The organism is Collinsella sp. AM34-10, assembly GCF_003469185.1.
In the GTDB taxonomy this organism is placed as follows: domain Bacteria; phylum Actinomycetota; class Coriobacteriia; order Coriobacteriales; family Coriobacteriaceae; genus Collinsella.
Map to the genome: position 1 here is coordinate 427,506 of NZ_QSIL01000001.1, position 17,148 is coordinate 444,653.

General features: G+C 60.7%; 17 protein-coding genes. All 17 read left to right on the forward strand.

Annotated elements, in window-relative coordinates; all coding sequences use genetic code 11:
• Window positions 1-176 precede the first annotated feature (176 nt).
• Window positions 177-518, forward strand: coding sequence for a 50S ribosomal protein L19 (gene rplS / locus DW823_RS01795; protein WP_117583231.1), 342 nt, complete (start codon window positions 177-179; stop codon window positions 516-518).
• 93 nt (window positions 519-611) lie between these two features.
• The gene (locus DW823_RS01800; RefSeq protein WP_118079824.1) at window positions 612-1,400 is read left to right on the forward strand and encodes a ribonuclease HII; all 789 of its coding nucleotides are present in this window, start codon (window positions 612-614) and stop codon (window positions 1,398-1,400) included.
• A 188-nt stretch (window positions 1,401-1,588) separates the two neighbouring features.
• Window positions 1,589-2,074 carry a YraN family protein gene (locus DW823_RS01805; RefSeq protein WP_117820567.1) on the forward strand — a complete coding sequence of 162 codons (486 nt, stop codon included), beginning with the start codon at window positions 1,589-1,591 and terminating at the stop codon, window positions 2,072-2,074.
• Window positions 2,074-3,597: a YifB family Mg chelatase-like AAA ATPase gene (locus DW823_RS01810; RefSeq protein WP_118079827.1), complete on the forward strand. Its 1,524-nt coding sequence runs from the start codon at window positions 2,074-2,076 to the stop codon at window positions 3,595-3,597. The genes DW823_RS01805 and DW823_RS01810 overlap by 1 nt, the downstream gene beginning before the upstream one ends.
• A complete protein-coding gene (locus tag DW823_RS01815) occupies window positions 3,597-4,529 on the forward strand; it encodes a DNA-processing protein DprA (protein ID WP_118079829.1) in 933 nt (310 codons plus the stop codon). Before DW823_RS01810 ends, DW823_RS01815 begins: the two co-directional genes overlap by 1 nt.
• Window positions 4,530-4,543: 14 nt before the next feature.
• Window positions 4,544-5,881, forward strand: a complete 1,338-nt coding sequence (gene trmFO / locus DW823_RS01820; RefSeq protein ID WP_118079831.1) for a methylenetetrahydrofolate--tRNA-(uracil(54)-C(5))-methyltransferase (FADH(2)-oxidizing) TrmFO — start codon at window positions 4,544-4,546, stop codon at window positions 5,879-5,881.
• 8 nt (window positions 5,882-5,889) lie between these two features.
• Window positions 5,890-6,798 carry a tyrosine recombinase gene (locus DW823_RS01825; protein WP_369831681.1) on the forward strand — a complete coding sequence of 303 codons (909 nt, stop codon included), beginning with the start codon at window positions 5,890-5,892 and terminating at the stop codon, window positions 6,796-6,798.
• Between the two features lie 217 nt (window positions 6,799-7,015).
• Complete coding sequence (rpsB, locus tag DW823_RS01830; RefSeq protein ID WP_118079835.1) at window positions 7,016-7,744, forward strand: 30S ribosomal protein S2; 729 nt, start codon at window positions 7,016-7,018, stop codon at window positions 7,742-7,744.
• A gap of 45 nt (window positions 7,745-7,789) precedes the next feature.
• Window positions 7,790-8,659 carry a translation elongation factor Ts gene (tsf, locus tag DW823_RS01835; RefSeq protein WP_055285136.1) on the forward strand — a complete coding sequence of 290 codons (870 nt, stop codon included), beginning with the start codon at window positions 7,790-7,792 and terminating at the stop codon, window positions 8,657-8,659.
• 117 nt (window positions 8,660-8,776) lie between these two features.
• Window positions 8,777-9,499, forward strand: coding sequence for a UMP kinase (pyrH, locus tag DW823_RS01840; RefSeq protein WP_118079837.1), 723 nt, complete (start codon window positions 8,777-8,779; stop codon window positions 9,497-9,499).
• 2 nt (window positions 9,500-9,501) lie between these two features.
• Window positions 9,502-10,038 carry a ribosome recycling factor gene (frr, locus tag DW823_RS01845; protein ID WP_118079839.1) on the forward strand — a complete coding sequence of 179 codons (537 nt, stop codon included), beginning with the start codon at window positions 9,502-9,504 and terminating at the stop codon, window positions 10,036-10,038.
• A 1-nt stretch (window position 10,039) separates the two neighbouring features.
• The gene (locus DW823_RS01850) at window positions 10,040-10,834 is read left to right on the forward strand and encodes an isoprenyl transferase (protein WP_118079841.1); all 795 of its coding nucleotides are present in this window, start codon (window positions 10,040-10,042) and stop codon (window positions 10,832-10,834) included.
• Between the two features lie 2 nt (window positions 10,835-10,836).
• Complete coding sequence (locus tag DW823_RS01855) at window positions 10,837-11,712, forward strand: phosphatidate cytidylyltransferase (protein ID WP_233542953.1); 876 nt, start codon at window positions 10,837-10,839, stop codon at window positions 11,710-11,712.
• Entirely contained in the window at window positions 11,712-12,899 is a 1,188-nt protein-coding gene (gene dxr, locus DW823_RS01860) for a 1-deoxy-D-xylulose-5-phosphate reductoisomerase (protein ID WP_199574293.1), read from the forward strand. The genes DW823_RS01855 and dxr overlap by 1 nt, the downstream gene beginning before the upstream one ends.
• 23 nt (window positions 12,900-12,922) lie before the next feature.
• Complete coding sequence (locus DW823_RS01865) at window positions 12,923-14,284, forward strand: RIP metalloprotease (RefSeq protein ID WP_118079843.1); 1,362 nt, start codon at window positions 12,923-12,925, stop codon at window positions 14,282-14,284.
• Between the two features lie 19 nt (window positions 14,285-14,303).
• Entirely contained in the window at window positions 14,304-15,380 is a 1,077-nt protein-coding gene (gene ispG / locus DW823_RS01870) for a flavodoxin-dependent (E)-4-hydroxy-3-methylbut-2-enyl-diphosphate synthase (protein WP_118079845.1), read from the forward strand.
• 12 nt (window positions 15,381-15,392) lie between these two features.
• Window positions 15,393-17,102: a proline--tRNA ligase gene (locus DW823_RS01875; protein ID WP_118079964.1), complete on the forward strand. Its 1,710-nt coding sequence runs from the start codon at window positions 15,393-15,395 to the stop codon at window positions 17,100-17,102.
• Window positions 17,103-17,148 lie beyond the last annotated feature (46 nt).

Consider the following 17,148-nt stretch of genomic DNA (forward strand, 5'->3'; position numbering starts at 1 on the left):
TCACGCCGCCCGTCTCATTCGTGAGGCGGGCGGTTATCATGTGCGGGTTTTGTCTTTTTGTCTGCGTAAAAAATTGTTCTTGCAGCAGAAACCCGCGCGTGTATACTCGAATACGTTTGTTCAACTACGTGCCGGCCTAGGTGGAACGGCACCTCTAGAAGAGTAAGGAATTGCACATGGATTACATCCGCGCAATCGAGCGTCAGCAGATCCGCGAGGACATTCCTCAGGTTCGCGTCGCCGACAACGTCAAGGTTCACTACCGCATTAAGGAAGGCGACCGCGAGCGCATCCAGGTCTTCCAGGGCGACGTCATCCGCATGGCCGGCGCCGGTGCCCGCGAGACCTTCACCGTCCGCAAGATTTCCTTCGGTGTCGGTGTTGAGCGTACCTTCCCGCTTCACAGCCCCAAGATCGCCAAGCTCGAGGTCGTTCGTCATGGTCGCGTCCGTCGCGCCAAGCTGTACTACCTCCGCGACAAGGTGGGCAAGGCTGCTCGCATCCCCGAGAAGCGCTAAGAAGATCGCAGCGTCCGTCCACTCGTTTGGACACAAGGGCCACCTTCGGGTGGCCCTTCTTTTTATCTGATTTGCATGCAAGGAGGGCCTGGTATGGCCAATATGACGAGCTCGGTTTCGGCATCGCAGGTTGCCGGCGAGCTGGCGAGCGCCACGTTCGAGGAGATTCCCGCCCTCGTGGAGCATTATCGCGAGGATCCGCGCCAGCAGGTGATCAAGGCTTGCGAACGTGCCCTTAAGCGCCATGCCAAGGAACTTGCCGAACGCGAGCGCGTCAACGGCATGTACGAGCTTATGCATGAGCTCGGCGGTGATGGCGTGGTCGTGGGCGTCGACGAGGTGGGCCGTGGCTCGATAGCGGGTCCCCTGACCGTGTGTGCCGTGTGTCTTCCGATGGAGCCGCGCATCTGGGGCATCAACGATTCCAAAAAGCTCACGCCGGCGCGCCGCGAGCTGCTTTCGGTGAAGATTGCCGAGGTGGCGACTGCTATCGGCTTTTGCCATATCGCTCCTGCGGATATCGATGAGATGGGCATGGCCCGCGCCATTCGAGCCGCTGTCGCGGGTGCGGTGGCAGATACGGGGCTTGAGCCCGATTGCGTGCTTATGGACGGTAACCCCCTGGGCGCCGTGCCCCACGAGCGCGACGTGGTCAAGGGCGATGCCAAGATCGCCTGTATCGCCGCGGCATCCATCATGGCAAAGGTCACGCGTGACGAGATGATGGTCGAGTACGATGCCGAATATCCCGAGTACCATTTGGCCGAGTCGAAGGGCTACGCAAGCCCCGAGCACATCGAGGCGATTCGCAAACATGGACTTTGTCCGCTGCACCGTGTGAGCTTTTGCGGAAACTTTCTGCAGACTGAGCGCCTTTTTTAGGCCAATTGTGAAGACTGGGACCTTAAGGGCTCCATAAACCTGCTGGTAGGGGCCGTGTGCAACGCTATTGTTGCGCGCGGCCCCTCATTTGTCGGCATTTGGTTGGTTTTTGGTTTGCTTCCGGTACTTACCCGCATGAAACCTGCCCTCATTATCGAGGCAATGCAGGAAGTGGGAAAGGAGACCCCATGTGTGCCGCAGCCAAAATGAGCAAGACGCAGCAGCTCAAGGAGCGTTGGGAAGAGGGGGAGCTCGATTGCGGGTCGATCACGCCCGAGTTTATCAAGGGGCTCAGTCCTCGCGAGCTCGGTATGCTGGGCGAGCTTATCGCAATCGATTACTTTAACGAGCGCGGCTATGCATTGCTGGAACAAGGCTATCGATGCTCGGAGGGCGAGGCCGACCTGGTGCTGCTCGATGAGCTCGACGATGTGGTGGTGATGGCCGAGGTCAAGACCAGGCGTGTTGCGCTGGATTGCGATACGCGGGTGTTTCCCGAGGAAGCGGTGAACGCCCAAAAGCAGCGGCGCTATCGTCGCATCGCGAGTTGTTATCTCATGGAGCATTATCCGCTCAAGGCGATCCGCTTCGATGCCGTGGGCGTCACCATTCGCGGCGGGCATATCGCCGAGATCGAGCACCAGTACAATGCGTTCGATTGGCAGGTGTCGTGATGGCGTTCGAGACGTTTGCCGTTCACGCAGCCTGTATCCGCGGCGTTGAGGCGATTCCCGTCACGGTCGAGGTTTCGCTTGCGGGCGGCATCCCGGGCATCCAGATGCTCGGCATCCCGAGTATGGAGGTCATGGAGTCGCGTGGGCGCATTCGCTGCGCGATGCGCTCTGCCGGATTCGAGATCCCGCGCTCGGGCATTACGGTCAATCTGGCGCCGGGCGATATCCGAAAGACCGGTAGCGGCTTTGACCTGCCGATAGCCATTGCGGTGCTTGCGGCCGACGGTCAGATTCCACGCGACAATCTCGACCGCTGCCTCATTGCCGGCGAGCTCGGCTTGGATGGCACGGTGCTTCCCGTCAAGGGCGAAGTGGCGTTCCAGCTGCTGGCTCGCGACATGGGGCTGTCTTTTATCGCCGGCAGGTCCGACCAGCATGTTCCGCTCGCGGGGGTCGATTGCGGTTTTATCGATCATCTGTCGCAGCTTGCCCGCGGTATGGGCGAGGCAGCTCGGCACTATCTGGATTCTGAAGTGCTCGAGGCCACCTTTGAGCCCGAGCTCGATTATGCCGACGTGTTGGGGCAGGAGGTCGCCAAGCGCGGCATAGCGCTTGCGGCGGCAGGGGAGCTGGGCTTGCTTATGATTGGGTCTCCGGGATCGGGCAAGACCATGCTTGCGCGCCGCATGACGGGTATCTTGCCCGAGCTTTCCGTCGAGGATCAGCAGGAGGCGCTGTGCATTCATTCGGTCTTGGGTGAGAACATCGATGGCCTGCTTGCGGGGCATCGGCCGTTTCGAAGCCCCCATCACAGCATTTCGACAGCGGGCCTTATTGGCGGAGGGCGCCCGGTGCATCCGGGCGAGATCAGCCTTGCCCATGGCGGCGTGCTCTTTTTGGACGAGCTTGCCGAGTTTCCCACCGGTGTGCTGCAGACGCTTCGTCAGCCTATCGAGCGCGGCTATGTCAGGATCGTGCGCGTCGACGGCGCCTTCACGTTTCCCTCGCGCTTTCAGCTGCTTGCGGCGAGCAATCCCTGCCCCTGCGGTTTTTTGGGCGATCGCGAGGTTCCGTGTCGTTGCTCGGCATCGATGGTCGAGCGCTATCGGTCCAAGCTGCGCGGTCCCTTGGCCGACCGCATCGACCTGATGCTCGACGTGACCCGCCCCGATCCGCAGGTGATTATCGAGGGCGCCGAGGGTATGTCGTCGGCCGAGCTGCGCGACTACGTTGTCCGCGGTCGGGCTTTTCGTGCCTGGCGCGAGACCCATATGGACGATGCAGACTCCGAGGCCGAGGATGCCGAGCCCCGCTCTATCGATGGTGTTGTATCGACCTTTGCGCTTGATCAGGCGGCGGAAACGTGCGTGCTCGGCCTGTCGAAGCGCACGCATCTCACGGGACGCGGCATCGTGCGTCTGGTTCGCATCGCACGCACGATTGCCGATGTCGCAGAAAGCGAGCGGGTGACGCAAGACCACGTGCTCGAGGCCGCGATGTATCAGGGAAGGAGGGATCAGTGATGGGTGAGGTCCGCTACGAACTGCATCCCGGTGATGGGCTGTTTCCCGCTACTGTTCTGGAACTTTCCGATGTGCCGCAGACGTTGTTCGTCCGTGGCGACCCGGAGGTGCTCTCGACGCCGGCGCTCTCGATTATCGGTGCGCGCAAGGCCTCGCCGTACGGTCTTGCCGTGGCAGAGCTGGCCGCGAAAGTTGCGGTCGAGGCGGGGGTGACGGTGGTCTCGGGCGGTGCGGTCGGCTGCGACCAGGCCTCGGGTTGGGCCGCGGTCAACGCCGGGGGCAGGCACGTCTTGGTTTTGGGTACGGGCGCCGACGTGGTCTACCCGCGTTCGAGTGCGGGGCTTATCGCGCGCACGATCGATACGGGCGGTGCGGTCGTGTCCATCTCGCCTTGGGGCATGGGGCCGCGTAAGTTTGCCTTTCCGCGGCGTAACCGGGTGATTGCCGCGCTTTCGCAGGCACTCTTCGTGTCGGAGGCCGGCATGCCTTCGGGCACGTTCTCGACGGCGGAGGCCGCCATGGACCTGGGGCGCGAACTGCTTGCGGTACCGGGCTCCATTTTGTCGCCCGAGTCGCGCGGGACCAACTATCTCATTGCCAACGGGGCCTGCTGCATTATTGACGAGGAGTCCATCGAGATGGCCATCTCTCGAATCTACGGTACCCTGCGCTATTCGCGTCCCGATGCGCCCGGTATCGCGGATCTGGACCCCACACAGCAGGCCGTGATGCATGCCCTCATCGCCTCGCCGCTCAAGGTTGAAGACATCGCCACACTCGTCTCCCTTGATGCCGTCGGTGTGCTCAAGCTCCTGGGCTCGCTCGAGCTCGAGGGCCTCATCGAGCGCATGATGGATGGAAGGTATGCGCCCTCCAAGTTTGCCCTTCACGCCCAGACGCCCTTCGGTCACAATGGAAAACGTGTCAATTAGAAAGGTGTTTGCAGATGCTGTTTGATCAGGTGACGGTTATCGGTGGCGGTCTAGCGGGATCGGAATGCGCGATTCAGCTGGCAGATCGCGGGTTCGCCGTAAAGCTGTGCGAGATGCGCCCGCAGGTAAGCTCTCCTGCCCACCATACCGATCACTTGGCGGAGCTCGTCTGCTCCAATTCATTTAAGTCGACCCGTCCCGATTCCGCCGCCGGTCTGCTGAAGGCCGAGCTCGAGCGCATGGGTTCGGTGCTGCTCGACTGTGCTCATCGTGCGGCCGTTCCCGCTGGCGGCGCCCTGGCGGTCGACCGCGTCAAGTTTTCCGAGCTCGTCGAGGCCGAGGTTGCCGCCCGCCCCAATATCGAGGTCGCCCACGGTGAGGTCACCCAGATCCCCGAGGGTCATGTGGTTATCGCCGCGGGTCCCTTGTGCTCGCCGGCATTGAGCGAGGAGGTCATGAAGCTTGTCGGTGGTGACGCCCTGGCGTTCTTTGACGCGGCCGCCCCGATTGTCGATGCCTCGACGCTCGATATGGACGTGCTGTTCTCGCAGTCGCGCTACGAGGAGCAGGGGAGTGGCGACTATCTGAATGCCCCGCTTAACAAGGAAGAGTACGAGGTCTTTATCGAGGCGCTCACCACGGCCGATCGCGTGGTGCTCAAGGATTTTGAGGGCGGGGACCTGTTCCAGGCCTGTCAGCCTGCCGAGGAGGTTGCGCGCACGGGCAAGGATGCCATCCGCTTTGGCGCTATGAAGCCCGTCGGGCTCACCGACCCGCGCACCGGTCGTCGTCCCTGGGCGGCAATTCAGCTGCGCGCCGAGAACAAGGAGAAGACCGCCTATAACCTGGTTGGCTTCCAGACCAACCTGACCTTCGGCGAACAGAAGCGCGTCTTCCATATGGTTCCCGGCCTGGAGAACGCCGAGTTCTTCCGCTACGGCGTCATGCACCGCAACACCTTTGTCGATGCTCCGCACGTGCTCGACGGCACCTTTGCCGTTCCCGGCACGAGCGTGCGTCTTGCCGGCCAGATCACCGGTACCGAGGGGTACATGGAGGCCGTGGCGACGGGTCTGCTCGCCGCGCTCAACACCTATGCCGAGGCTATCGGTGCCGCGGGCGTCGAGCTGCCGCGCGTGGGCGCCCTGGGCGCGCTCGTGGGGTATGCGACCGATCCGGCTACGGTGGGCTATCAACCCATGCACGTCAACTTTGGCCTTGTTCCGCCGCTCGAGGACGGTAAGCGTCGCAGCAAGCGCGATCGTTACCAGGCCTACGCGGATCGCGCCCTCAAGGCCCTGGACGCCTATCTGGAAACGCGCTCCGATCTGTTTGGAGGCGAGAGGTCATAGCTTTTGACCTGTACGATGCCGTCGACTCGTTCATTGCCTACATTGCACGTGTCGAAGGGCTTGCCCCCAATACGGTAACCGCCTACGCCTCGCGGCTCGAGCGCTTCGCCGCGTGGTGCGACCGCGAGGGCATCGACGCTCGCGCCGCCGACGTGCGGACCGTTCGCTCCTATTTGGCCGAGCTGTCGCGTGGCCAGGTGGCGGCTCGGACCCTTGCGGCACACCTGTCTGCTATTCGCTCGCTCTATCGGTGGATGGCTGCCGAGGGAATCGTTGAGGGCGATGCGGTCTCGGCGATATCCTCGCCCAAGCTGCCGCGCGATCTTCCCGGTGTGCTGACGACCCGGCAAGTCGAGTCGTTGCTCAAGGCCCCCGACACCTCGACGCCTGCGGGGCTGCGCGATGCGGCGATGCTCGAGCTGCTCTATGCCTCCGGCGCGCGAATCTCGGAGCTCGCGGCGCTCAACGTGGAGTCTATTGGTTGGTCCGAGCGAACGCTGCGACTTTGGGGCAAGGGGAGCAAGGAGCGTATCGTGCCCCTGTATCGGCGCGCTCTCGAGGCTACCCGCCGCTATATTGAGGAAGGGAGGCCGCAGCTCCTTGCACAGGCAAAGCGTAACGACGGTGCGAACGGCGCGCATCCGCTGTTTATCTCGGCGCGCGGAAACCGCATGAGTGCCGCCATGCTCAGAAGGCGGTTCCACATGCTTGCGGCACTTGCCGGCATTCCTGCCGACATCGCCCCGCATGCGATGCGCCACACCTTTGCGACCGACCTGCTCGAGGGCGGCGCGGATCTGCGCTCGGTTCAGGAGCTGCTGGGGCATGCGAGCTTGTCCACGACGCAGATCTATACGCACCTCACGCCCGACCGACTAAAGCGCGCCGTGAGTCAGGCACACCCCCGCGGCGAGTAGGAGAAGGGCCTCCCGCGCGCACCGAGGTGTGTGGTTTTGATTGCGGGTTGGCAGGAAGAGGCAATCCTGCTATCATTCATCGGGTTGCTTCACGGCAACAGGTTTTTATCACGCACGCGCGGCTACTTCATACCGTGGTGCCCGGGCTTTGGTAGCACATGTCCGGGTTGGTTTTGGAGGATGACCCCGCGCGGAGGCAAACCACAGGAGGTTTAATATGGCTACCAAGATTAATATCCGCACCCTGCTCGAGGCCGGCTGCCACTTCGGTCACCAGACCCGTCGCTGGAACCCCAAGATGAAGCCGTTCATCTTCGGTGAGCGCAACGGCATCTACATCCTCGACCTCAAGCAGACCATCCTTGACGCCGACCAGGCCTACACCTTCGTCAAGAACGTTGCCAAGGGCGGCAACGTGCTGTTCGTCGGCACCAAGAAGCAGGCTCAGGAGGCCGTTAAGAACGCCGCTGAGCGCGCCAACATGCCTTACATCAACCAGCGTTGGCTCGGCGGCATGCTGACCAACTTCGTCACCATCCGCTCCCGCATCAACCGCATGGAGGAGCTCGAGGCCATGGTCGAGGACGGTCGCATGGCAGTGCTGCCCAAGAAGGAGCAGGCAGTGCTCGGCAAGGAGCTCGCTAAGCTCCAGACCAACCTCGGTGGCGCCCGCGACATGAAGGGTCTGCCCCAGGCTCTCTTCGTCATCGACACCAAGCGCGAGGAGAACGCCATCAAGGAGGCCCAGCGCCTGAACATCCCCGTCGTCGCCCTGATCGACACCAACTCCGATCCCGACGAGGTCGAGTACGGCATCCCCTGCAACGATGACGCCATCTCCGCAGTCACCCTTATGTGCGAGCTCATGGCCGACGCCTGCCTCGCTGGCTCCGGTAAGGAGCTGGTCTCCGAGGCCGAGATGGCCGCCGAGCCCAAGGCCGAGTAAATCAGTCCTATTTAAGTCTTTTTCATCTCTTTGAAAGGAACCACAATGGCCCAGATTACTGCCGCTATGGTCAAGCAGCTCCGCGAGATGACCGACTCCCCGATGATGGAGTGCAAGAAGGCTCTCGTCGAGGCTGACGGCGACATGGACGCCGCCGTCGACGTTCTGCGCAAGAACGGCCTCGCCAAGGCTGCCAAGAAGGCTGGCCGTGAGACCAACGAGGGCGCTGTCGCCGCGTTCGTCTCCGAGGATGGCAAGACCGGCGCTCTGCTCGAGCTCTCCTGCGAGACCGACTTCGTCGGCTCCAACGCCAAGTTCACCGGCTTTGCTTCTAAGGTCGCCGAGGTTGTCGCCACCACCGAGCCGGCTGACGTCGACGCGCTGCTCGAGAAGCCGATGGGCGAGGAGACCGTTTCCTCCGAGCTCACCGAGATGATTCACATCATGGGCGAGAACATGAAGATCTCCCGTTTCGCCGCCCGCAAGGCCGAGAATGGCGCTCTCGCTTCTTACATCCACATGGGTGGTAAGATCGGCGTCCTCGTCGAGTTCGCCTTCGAGAAGGCCGAGACCGCTCAGGCCGACTCCTTCAAGACCTTCGCTCACGACGTCGCCCTTCAGGTTGCCGCCGTCGCCCCGATCTGCGCTACCCGCGATCAGGTTCCGGCTGAGACCGTCGAGCACGAGAAGCAGATCTACATGGCTCAGGCTGCCGAGTCCGGCAAGCCCGAGGCTATCCAGGAGAAGATGGCTGTTGGCCGTCTGGAGAAGTTCTACAAGCAGTCCGTGCTCACCGAGCAGGAGTTCATCAAGGACAGCTCCCTCACCATCAAGAAGTATGCTGAGCAGGTCTCCAAGGAGCTCGGCGATACCATTACCGTCGTTGCCTTCGACCGCCTGGTCCGTGGCGAGTAAATAAGCTCTTGTAGCTGGTAATGAGCAGGCTGTGGGTTTTACTCACAGCCTGCTTTTTCATGGCTCTTATCAGAGCCTTTGATATCATATTGAGAGTCTAATTAAAGGAGGATCGCTTTGTCCGACATCCGATATAAACGCGTGCTTCTGAAGCTTTCCGGCGAAGCACTGATGGGCGACGGCCAATATGGCATCGACCCCAAGATTACCGATCATCTTGCCAAGCAGGTCAAGGAGCTGCTCGCCGTTGGCCATGAGGTCGGCGTCGTTGTCGGCGGCGGCAACATTTTCCGCGGCATGGCCGGCGCTGCCGGTGGCATGGAGCGCGCCCAGGCCGACTACATGGGCATGCTGGCAACCGTTATGAACGCGCTTGCCCTGCAGGATGCCTTCGAGCACAACGATGTTCCCTGCCGTGTGATGAGCGCTATCCAGATGAACGAGATCTGCGAGCCCTATATTCGCCGTCGCGCCATCAACCACCTTTCCAAGGGCAACGTCGTTATTTTTGCCGCCGGTTCGGGCAATCCGTACTTTACGACCGACACCGCCGCGGCTCTTCGTGCCTGCGAGATCGGTGCCGAGATTCTGATTAAGGCCACCAAGGTTGACGGCATCTACGACAAGGATCCCGTCAAGTGCGCCGATGCCGTCCGTTTTGACAAGATTACCTATCACGAGGTTCTCGTCCGCGGTCTGCAGGTTATGGATTCTACGGCTACGGCACTGTGCCAGGATAACCGTATGCCGATTTTGGTCCTCAACATCGATGGCGAGGACACCGTCAAGCGCGCGCTTTCGGGTGAGCCCGTCGGCACGCTCGTCTATCAGGAGGATTAAGCATGGCAGAGAACATCACCGTCCACATGGACAAGTCGCTCGAGTCCCTCAAGCACAACTTCTCCAAGGTTCGCACGGGCCGCGCCAACGCTAACATTCTGTCCGACATATCGGTCGATTACTACGGTGTTCCCACGCCGGTTACCCAGGTTGCTGCCGTTAAGACCCCCGAGGCTCACATGCTGCTCATCGAGCCCTGGGACAAGGCGCTCGTCAACGCCATTGTGAAGGCCATCAGCGCTTCCGATCTGGGCATTACTCCCAACTCTGACGGTACCGTCGTACGCCTGCCGTTCCCGGCTCCCACCGAGGAGCGTCGTCGCGAGCTCGTCAAGGAGTGCCGCGAGTATGCCGAGCAGGCCAAGGTTTCCATCCGCAACATCCGTCGTGACTTTAACAACAAGCTCGAGCGCGACGAAGAGCTCACCGAGGACGATGTCCGTCGCGAGCAGGCCAAGGTCCAGAAGCATACCGATGAGTATGTTGCCAAGGTCGAGGAGCTTCTGAAGGAAAAAGAAGCCGAGGTCATGGAGATCTAAGGTGCAATACGACGAGAACAAACTGGTCGAGTACTTTGCCGACGCCCCTGCGGGCGTCGGTTTTTCCGACCTTGACCTCAATAAGATCCCGCATCATATTTCGTGCATCATGGACGGTAACGGTCGTTGGGCCACGGCGCGCGGTCTTGCCCGCACCGAGGGTCACAAAGCCGGTATCGTTTCCCTGCGCGAGATCATTACCGCATGCGTGCGCTTGGGTGTCGACGTCCTTTCGGCCTATGCGTTTTCCACCGAAAACTGGAATCGTCCGCAGCACGAGGTCAACGTTTTGATGCATTTGTTTGCCAAGACGTTTATCGATGAGCTGCCGCTGCTTAAGCGTGAAAACGTTCGCGTTGTCTTTTTGGGCGATATTTCCGCACTGCCTAAGAAGACCCGCGATGTCTTTGAGCGAGGTCTTGCCGAGTGTGCCGACCACACCGGCATGACGTTGGCGCTTGCCGTCAACTACGGCGCTCGTGCCGAGATCACCCGTGCTGCCCGTCAGATCGCGCTCGATGCCGCCGCCGGAAAGATTGATCCCGCCGCTATCGACGATGATATGGTTGCTTCGCACCTGTACACCGCTGGGCTGCCCGATCCGGAGCTTGTGATTCGAACCTCCGGCGAGCTTCGCCTTTCGAACTATCTGCTGTGGCAGGTTGCCTATTCCGAGTTTTATATCACCGATACCTATTGGCCCGACTTTGATCGTTGGGGTCTTGTCAACGCCATTTTGGCCTATCAGGGCCGCGACCGTAGGTTTGGTGGACTGAGCAAGACCGAGGAGGCTTAATCGTGTCCGATCGTCCCAAGGCGTCTGCTCCCAAGGCGCCTGCCGCCAAAAGCGGTGCGGCTGCGACTTCGTGGCTGGCCGGCTTTATTACCCGTGCCGCTGCAGGTATCGTCTACGCCGTTGTATTTATTCTCTGCCTGGTTTTGGGTATCGTTCCCACCGCCATCTTCGTCTCCGTCATGAGCGGCCTGTGCTGCTTTGAGTTTTTCCGCATGACGAAGCTCGATGGCAAGGTGGCCAACGAGCGCCTGGGTATCGCTGCCGCCGTGCTCTTTCCGCTCTCGGCGCTGGGCGACTCGCTGTTGTTGAATGCCCTGCTTTTTGCTCTGATGCTTGCGGTGGGCATTTGGTATGTCTGTTCGTCGCGTACCCGCATATCCGATGTAGCTGTGACGCTCATGGGTCCTATCTACACCGGTTTTATGCTGTCGGCCATCGTACTGCTGCGCGATGCCGTGCCCGGTTTTGCCGGTGCCCTGCTTTCGGTGGGCGTTTGCGCGTCTCTCTGGGTCTCCGATTCGTTTGCCTACATCGTGGGCAGCCGTATCGGCAAGCACAAGATGGTTCCCAAGATTTCTCCCAAAAAGAGCTGGGAGGGCTTTTTCGGCGGCATCTTGGGCTCGATTCTCATCTGGCTCATTTTGTGGGCAACGCATTTCTATAAGCTGAGCTTGCCCTATGCACTGCTGTGCGGCGTGGTCGTGTCCATCTTGGGCGTTATCGGCGACCTCATCGAGTCGCGCATCAAGCGCGGCGTGGGCGTCAAGGATTCCGGCAATCTGATTCCGGGCCATGGCGGCATGCTCGACCGTAGCGACTCGCTTATCTTTGGCTGCATTACCGCGCAGTTGCTTTTGATGATCGGAGGCGTGCTGTAATGGCTTTTCAGACGACGTGCGGCCCCGACGGGCGTCTGCGGGTTGCAATTTTGGGTTGTACGGGCTCTATCGGCACGCAGGCACTCGATGTATGCCGTCAGCATGTCGATCGACTGCAGGTGACGGCACTGTCCGTTAACTCCAGCACCTCGGAGCTCGTTGCGTTTGCCCGTGAGTTTTCGGTTCCGGCTGTTGCCGTGGCCGATGTTGCCCATGGTGCGGACGCTGTACTGCAGGAGTTGCCCGAGGGTACCGAGCTCGGTGTTGGTGCGCAGGCGGTTTGCGAGCTCGCACGTCGCGATGACGTCGACTGTGTCCTTGTTGCTATTGTGGGCGCCGCCGGGCTCGAAGCGAGCCATGCTGCCCTGACCTCGAACAAGCGTCTTGCACTTGCTAACAAAGAGTCCCTCGTTGTCGGCGGCGATCTGCTGATGCCGTTGGCGCAGCCGGGTCAGCTCATTCCGGTCGACTCTGAGCACTCCGCCATCTACCAGTGCTATCTGGGGGAGAATCCGCGCGAGGCCCACTGCATTTGGCTCACTTGTTCGGGCGGTCCGTTCTTTGGCCGTTCGCGCGAGGACCTCGACCACGTGACCCGCAATGACGCCTTGGCGCATCCCACGTGGGCCATGGGGGCAAAGATCACCATCGACTCCGCCACCCTTATGAACAAGGGCCTGGAGCGTATCGAGGCGATGCATCTGTTCGGTTGCGACCTCGACTTTATCAACGTGGTCGTTCAGCGTCAGTCCAAGATTCACTCTATGGTCGAGTTTGCCGACGGCTCCGTGATGGCACACCTTGGCGCCTCCGATATGCGCATTCCCATTCAGTTTGCCTTCTCGTATCCCGAGCGTTGGGATACTCCGGCGCCTCGAATCGATTTTCGTGAGTTGGGGCAGCTTACCTTCGACGCGGCCGATATGGAAACGTTCCGTTGCCTCGCGCTTGCCGAGCGTGCGGGCAAAACGGGCGGCACCATGCCGTGCGTGCTGAATGCCGCCAACGAAGTTGCCGTCGATGCCTTCCTGCACGATGCCTGCACCTTTACCGATATCGACCGTATCGTCGAGTCGTGCATGGACGCACACGATACACAGGCGGTCGCATCGTTTGAGCAGCTTCGCGATATCGACTCGTGGGCTCGTGCCAAGGCCGCCGAGGTGCTTGCTGCAACCCGCTCTTAATCGTAAGGATTGCTTTTCGTTTTATGGATACTGTTCTGAGTGTTCTCTCCTCGGTCTTTTGGGGTCTTTTGATGCTATCCGTCCTCGTGTTTCTGCACGAGGGCGGCCACTTTTTAGCGGCTCGTGCGTGCGGTGTGCGCGTCACCGAGTTTTTCTTGGGCCTGCCGTGCCGCTTTGACATTCATCGTACGTCGCGTCGCATTGGTACCAAGTTTGGTGTGACGCCGCTGCTGCTGGGTGGTTATGCCGCTATCTGCGGTATGGACCCGACCGATGTCTCGTGCGCCGACCGTGTGCTTGCGGCGATCTATCGTCATGGTCGCGTTTCGGTTGCAGACCTTTCCGTCGAGCTGGAGCTCCCCGAGGAGGATGTTCTCGAGGCTTGTGTCTTGCTTTTGGGCTGGGGTTCCATTGCGCCTTGGTACGAGGAAGGGGAGAAGCCTTCACCTAGCTACTATCCGGTCAGGTACCAGACGCTGCCGCGCGACGCTGCAGGATATACCACTTTTGACGGCCGCAGGTTTGATCGAGAGCATGCAACTGCCGAGGGAGATGTGTGGGAGCCCCCGGTCGCCGCTTCGGAGTTTCTTGAGCAGGAGCGTTCACATACCTATCTGGGCCAAGGTTTTCTCAAACGTGCCTTTATGCTGCTCGCTGGCATTCTCGTCAATATTCTGACGGGCTTTTTGCTGCTTATGAGCATCTACTCTATCGCCGGCGTTTCGGTGCCGGTCGATAGCAACGTGATCGGTCAGGTCGAAGAAGGCTCGATAGCAGCCAATGCAGGTATCGAGGCCGGCGACGCAATTCTTTCGGTCGACGGCGTGTCCTGCTCTTCCTGGATGGACGTGCACGATGCGATCGGAGCGGCCGCCGGAAAGGACGATATCGCCATTGAGTATCAGCGCGACGGCAAGAAACTTTCGACCTCGGTTGCGCTCAAGAAGGACGAGCGTTTGGGCGTTTACGCCTCTACGCAGGTGGTCCATTTGGACCCTATCACCTCGGCGCGCCTGTCGTTCTCCTATGTTCAGCAGACTGCTGAGGGCGTGATGCGCCTGCTGCAGCCGCAGCATACGATGGAGATACTCGATCAGTCCTCCTCGATTGTGGGTATCAGCGTCATGTCTTCTCAGGCGGCGGCAGCCGGTCCCGCGACGTTCTTGACGTTTGCCGCGCTCATCTCGTTTTCGCTGGGCTTTATGAACCTGCTGCCCATTCCGCCGCTCGACGGGGGAAAGTTGATTATCGAGATTATCCAAAAGGTTGCCGGTCGCGAGCTGCCGCTGAAGGTGCAGACAATCGTCAGCTATGTCGGCATCGCGCTCTTTGCGCTGCTGTTTGTCTACATGCTTCGTTCCGACGTCCTTCGATTTATTTTGTAGGGGAGTGTTTGGATTGTCTTTGTCCCATCCTTTGCCGCGTGAGCTGACACGCCCCGTGTTTGTCGGTGACGTGCAGATAGGCGGCGGCGCTCCGGTGGTGGTTCAGTCCATGACCTGCACCGATACCGCCGACGCCCAGGCAACGCTTGCACAAGTTCATGCACTCGCTCAGGCGGGTTGCGATGTTGTGCGCGTGAGTGTGCCCACCGAGGCTGCGCTCGAGGGCTTTCGTACGATTTGTGCGGAGTCTCCGGTGCCGATCGTTGCCGATATCCACTTTAACCATAAGCTCGCCATTGGCGCCGTTAAGGCCGGTGCCGCCAAGCTCCGCATCAATCCCGGCAACATCGGTGATTGGGCCAAGGTCGATGCTGTGATCGATGCCGCGGGCGCCGCTGGGTGCGCGATTCGCATTGGCGTGAACGCTGGCTCGCTTGAGCAGGATATCGCCGAGCGCGATGACCTTACGCAGCCCGAAAAGCTCGTGATGTCGAGTGAGCGTTTCGTCAAGCATTTTGAGGATCGCGGTTTTACCAATATCGTGCTTTCCGCCAAGGCCCATAGCGTGTCCACGACGCTCGACACCTATCGCGCCCTGTCGCGCGAAATCCCCCATGTTCCGCTTCATTTGGGCGTTACGGAGGCCGGAACCAAGCTCCAGGGCACCATTAAGAGCTCTGTGGGCCTGGGTATTCTGCTTTCCGAGGGCATTGGCGACACCATGCGCGTCTCGCTTACGGCCGATCCGGTCGAGGAACCGCCGGTCGCCTGGGGTATTCTGCAGTCGCTTGGCCTTCGCCGCCGTGGCCCCGAGATCGTCTCGTGCCCCACGTGCGCTCGCTGCCAGGTCAACCTCATTCCTATCGCCGAGGAGGTCACCGAGCGGCTTAAGAACTACTCCGCGCCGCTTTCGATCGCCGTTATGGGATGCGCGGTCAATGGCCCCGGCGAGGCTTCTGACGCCGACTTGGGCGTTGCCTGCGGACGAGGTCAGGGCCTGCTCTTTTCGCACGGCCAGATCATTGGTAAAGTAGCTGAGGACCAAATTGTCGACGCGCTTATGGCCGAGGTCGACAAGCTAATTGAGGAGAAATAAATGACTCGAGCAATGTATATGTCTAAGCTGTATGCTCCGACGCTCAAAGAGGATCCGGCCGATGCCGAGCTTGCGAGCCATCGCCTGCTGCTGCGTGCCGGCATGATTCGCAAGGAGGCCGCCGGTCTCTATTCCTATCTGCCGCTCGCGTGGCGCTCGATTCGCAAAATCGAGAACATCGTGCGCGACGAGATGGACGCTGCCGGTGCCCAGGAGCTCATGATGCCCATCATGGTCGATGCCGAGCTGTGGCGTGAGTCCGGCCGTATCGATGCCTATGGTAAGGAGCTCGTGCGCTTTGATGACCGCCACGGCCGCGAGTTCGTGCTCGGCCCCACGCACGAGGAGACCGTGACCGCCTTGGTGCGCAATGAACTGCGTTCCTACAAGCAGCTGCCGGTGAATCTCTATCACATCCAGGATAAGTTCCGCGACGAGTTCCGTCCCCGCTTTGGCCTGATGCGCGGTCGCGAGTTCATCATGAAGGACGCCTACAGCTTCTCTGCCACGCAGGAGAGCCTGCAGGAGGAGTACGACAAGATGAAGCAGGCCTACGCCAATATCTGCGAGCGCTGCTACATCAAGGCCCTGCCCGTCGTCGCCGATTCCGGCGAGATCGGCGGTGACACCTCCGTCGAGTATATGGCGCTGGCCGAGGCCGGCGAGGCTTCGCTGGTCTACTGCGACGATTGCGGCTTTGCTGCCGATGACGAGGCGGCAAGCACTAAGGTTGTCGTGACCGAGGGTCCCGGCGACGGTACGCTTACCAAGGTCGAGACTCCGGGCATGGGCACCATCGAGGCCGTTGCCAAGTTCTTTGGGTTCCCCGAGAACGGCACGCGCAAGTCCCTGGCTCTCATCGACGCCGAGGGCAAGCCGGTTGTGGCCATCGTTCCGGGCGATCATGAGCTCAACGACTGCAAGGCCGAGCACGTCTTTGGCAAGGGCTATCGCATGATGACCGATGAGGAGCTCCAGACCTACGGTCTGCACAAGGGCTTTATCGGACCGGTTAACCTGCCCGAGGGCATCCGTCTGGTCTGCGACGAGAGCCTGCGCGAGTCCAAGCAGTGGGCCTGCGGTGCCAACGAGGTCGATTATCACCTTACCGGTGCCTGCCCTGAGCGCGACTTTACCGTCGACGACTGGGCCGACCTGGTTACCGTCGTTGCCGGCGATCCCTGCCCGCACTGCGGCAAGCCGCTCTCCGCTGCCCGCGGTATCGAGGTCTCTCAGGTATTCCAGCTGGGCACCAAGTACTCCGAGGCCATGGGTGCCACCTTTATGGACGAGGACGGCAAGGAGAAGCCGCTCATCATGGGCTGCTACGGCGTTGGCGTGTCTCGCTCGCTCGCTGCCGTTGTGGAGCAGCACAACGACGAGCACGGTATCGTCTGGCCGGTCTCCGTTGCCCCGTACGAGGTCGCGGTGATTCCGCTCGATCCCAAGAAGGAGGAGTGCGCTTCCGTTTGCGGGCAGATCGTCGAGGGTCTGTGCGCCGAGGGTATCGAGGTTGTCGTCGATGACCGTGATGAGCGTCCCGGCTTTAAGTTTGCCGACAACGACCTTATGGGTTTCCCATATCAGGTGATTCTGGGCAAGCGCGGTCTTAAGAACGGTACCGTTGAGCTTAAGGACCGTGCTACGGGCGAGCGCGAGGATGTGGCAATCGATGAGGTTGTCGCCAAGGTCGCCGAGCTTGTGAAGGCAGCACGCCGTTAATCGAGCCCGCTGCGTTGAGTGCGCTTACGAAGCGCCCCTGCGTCTC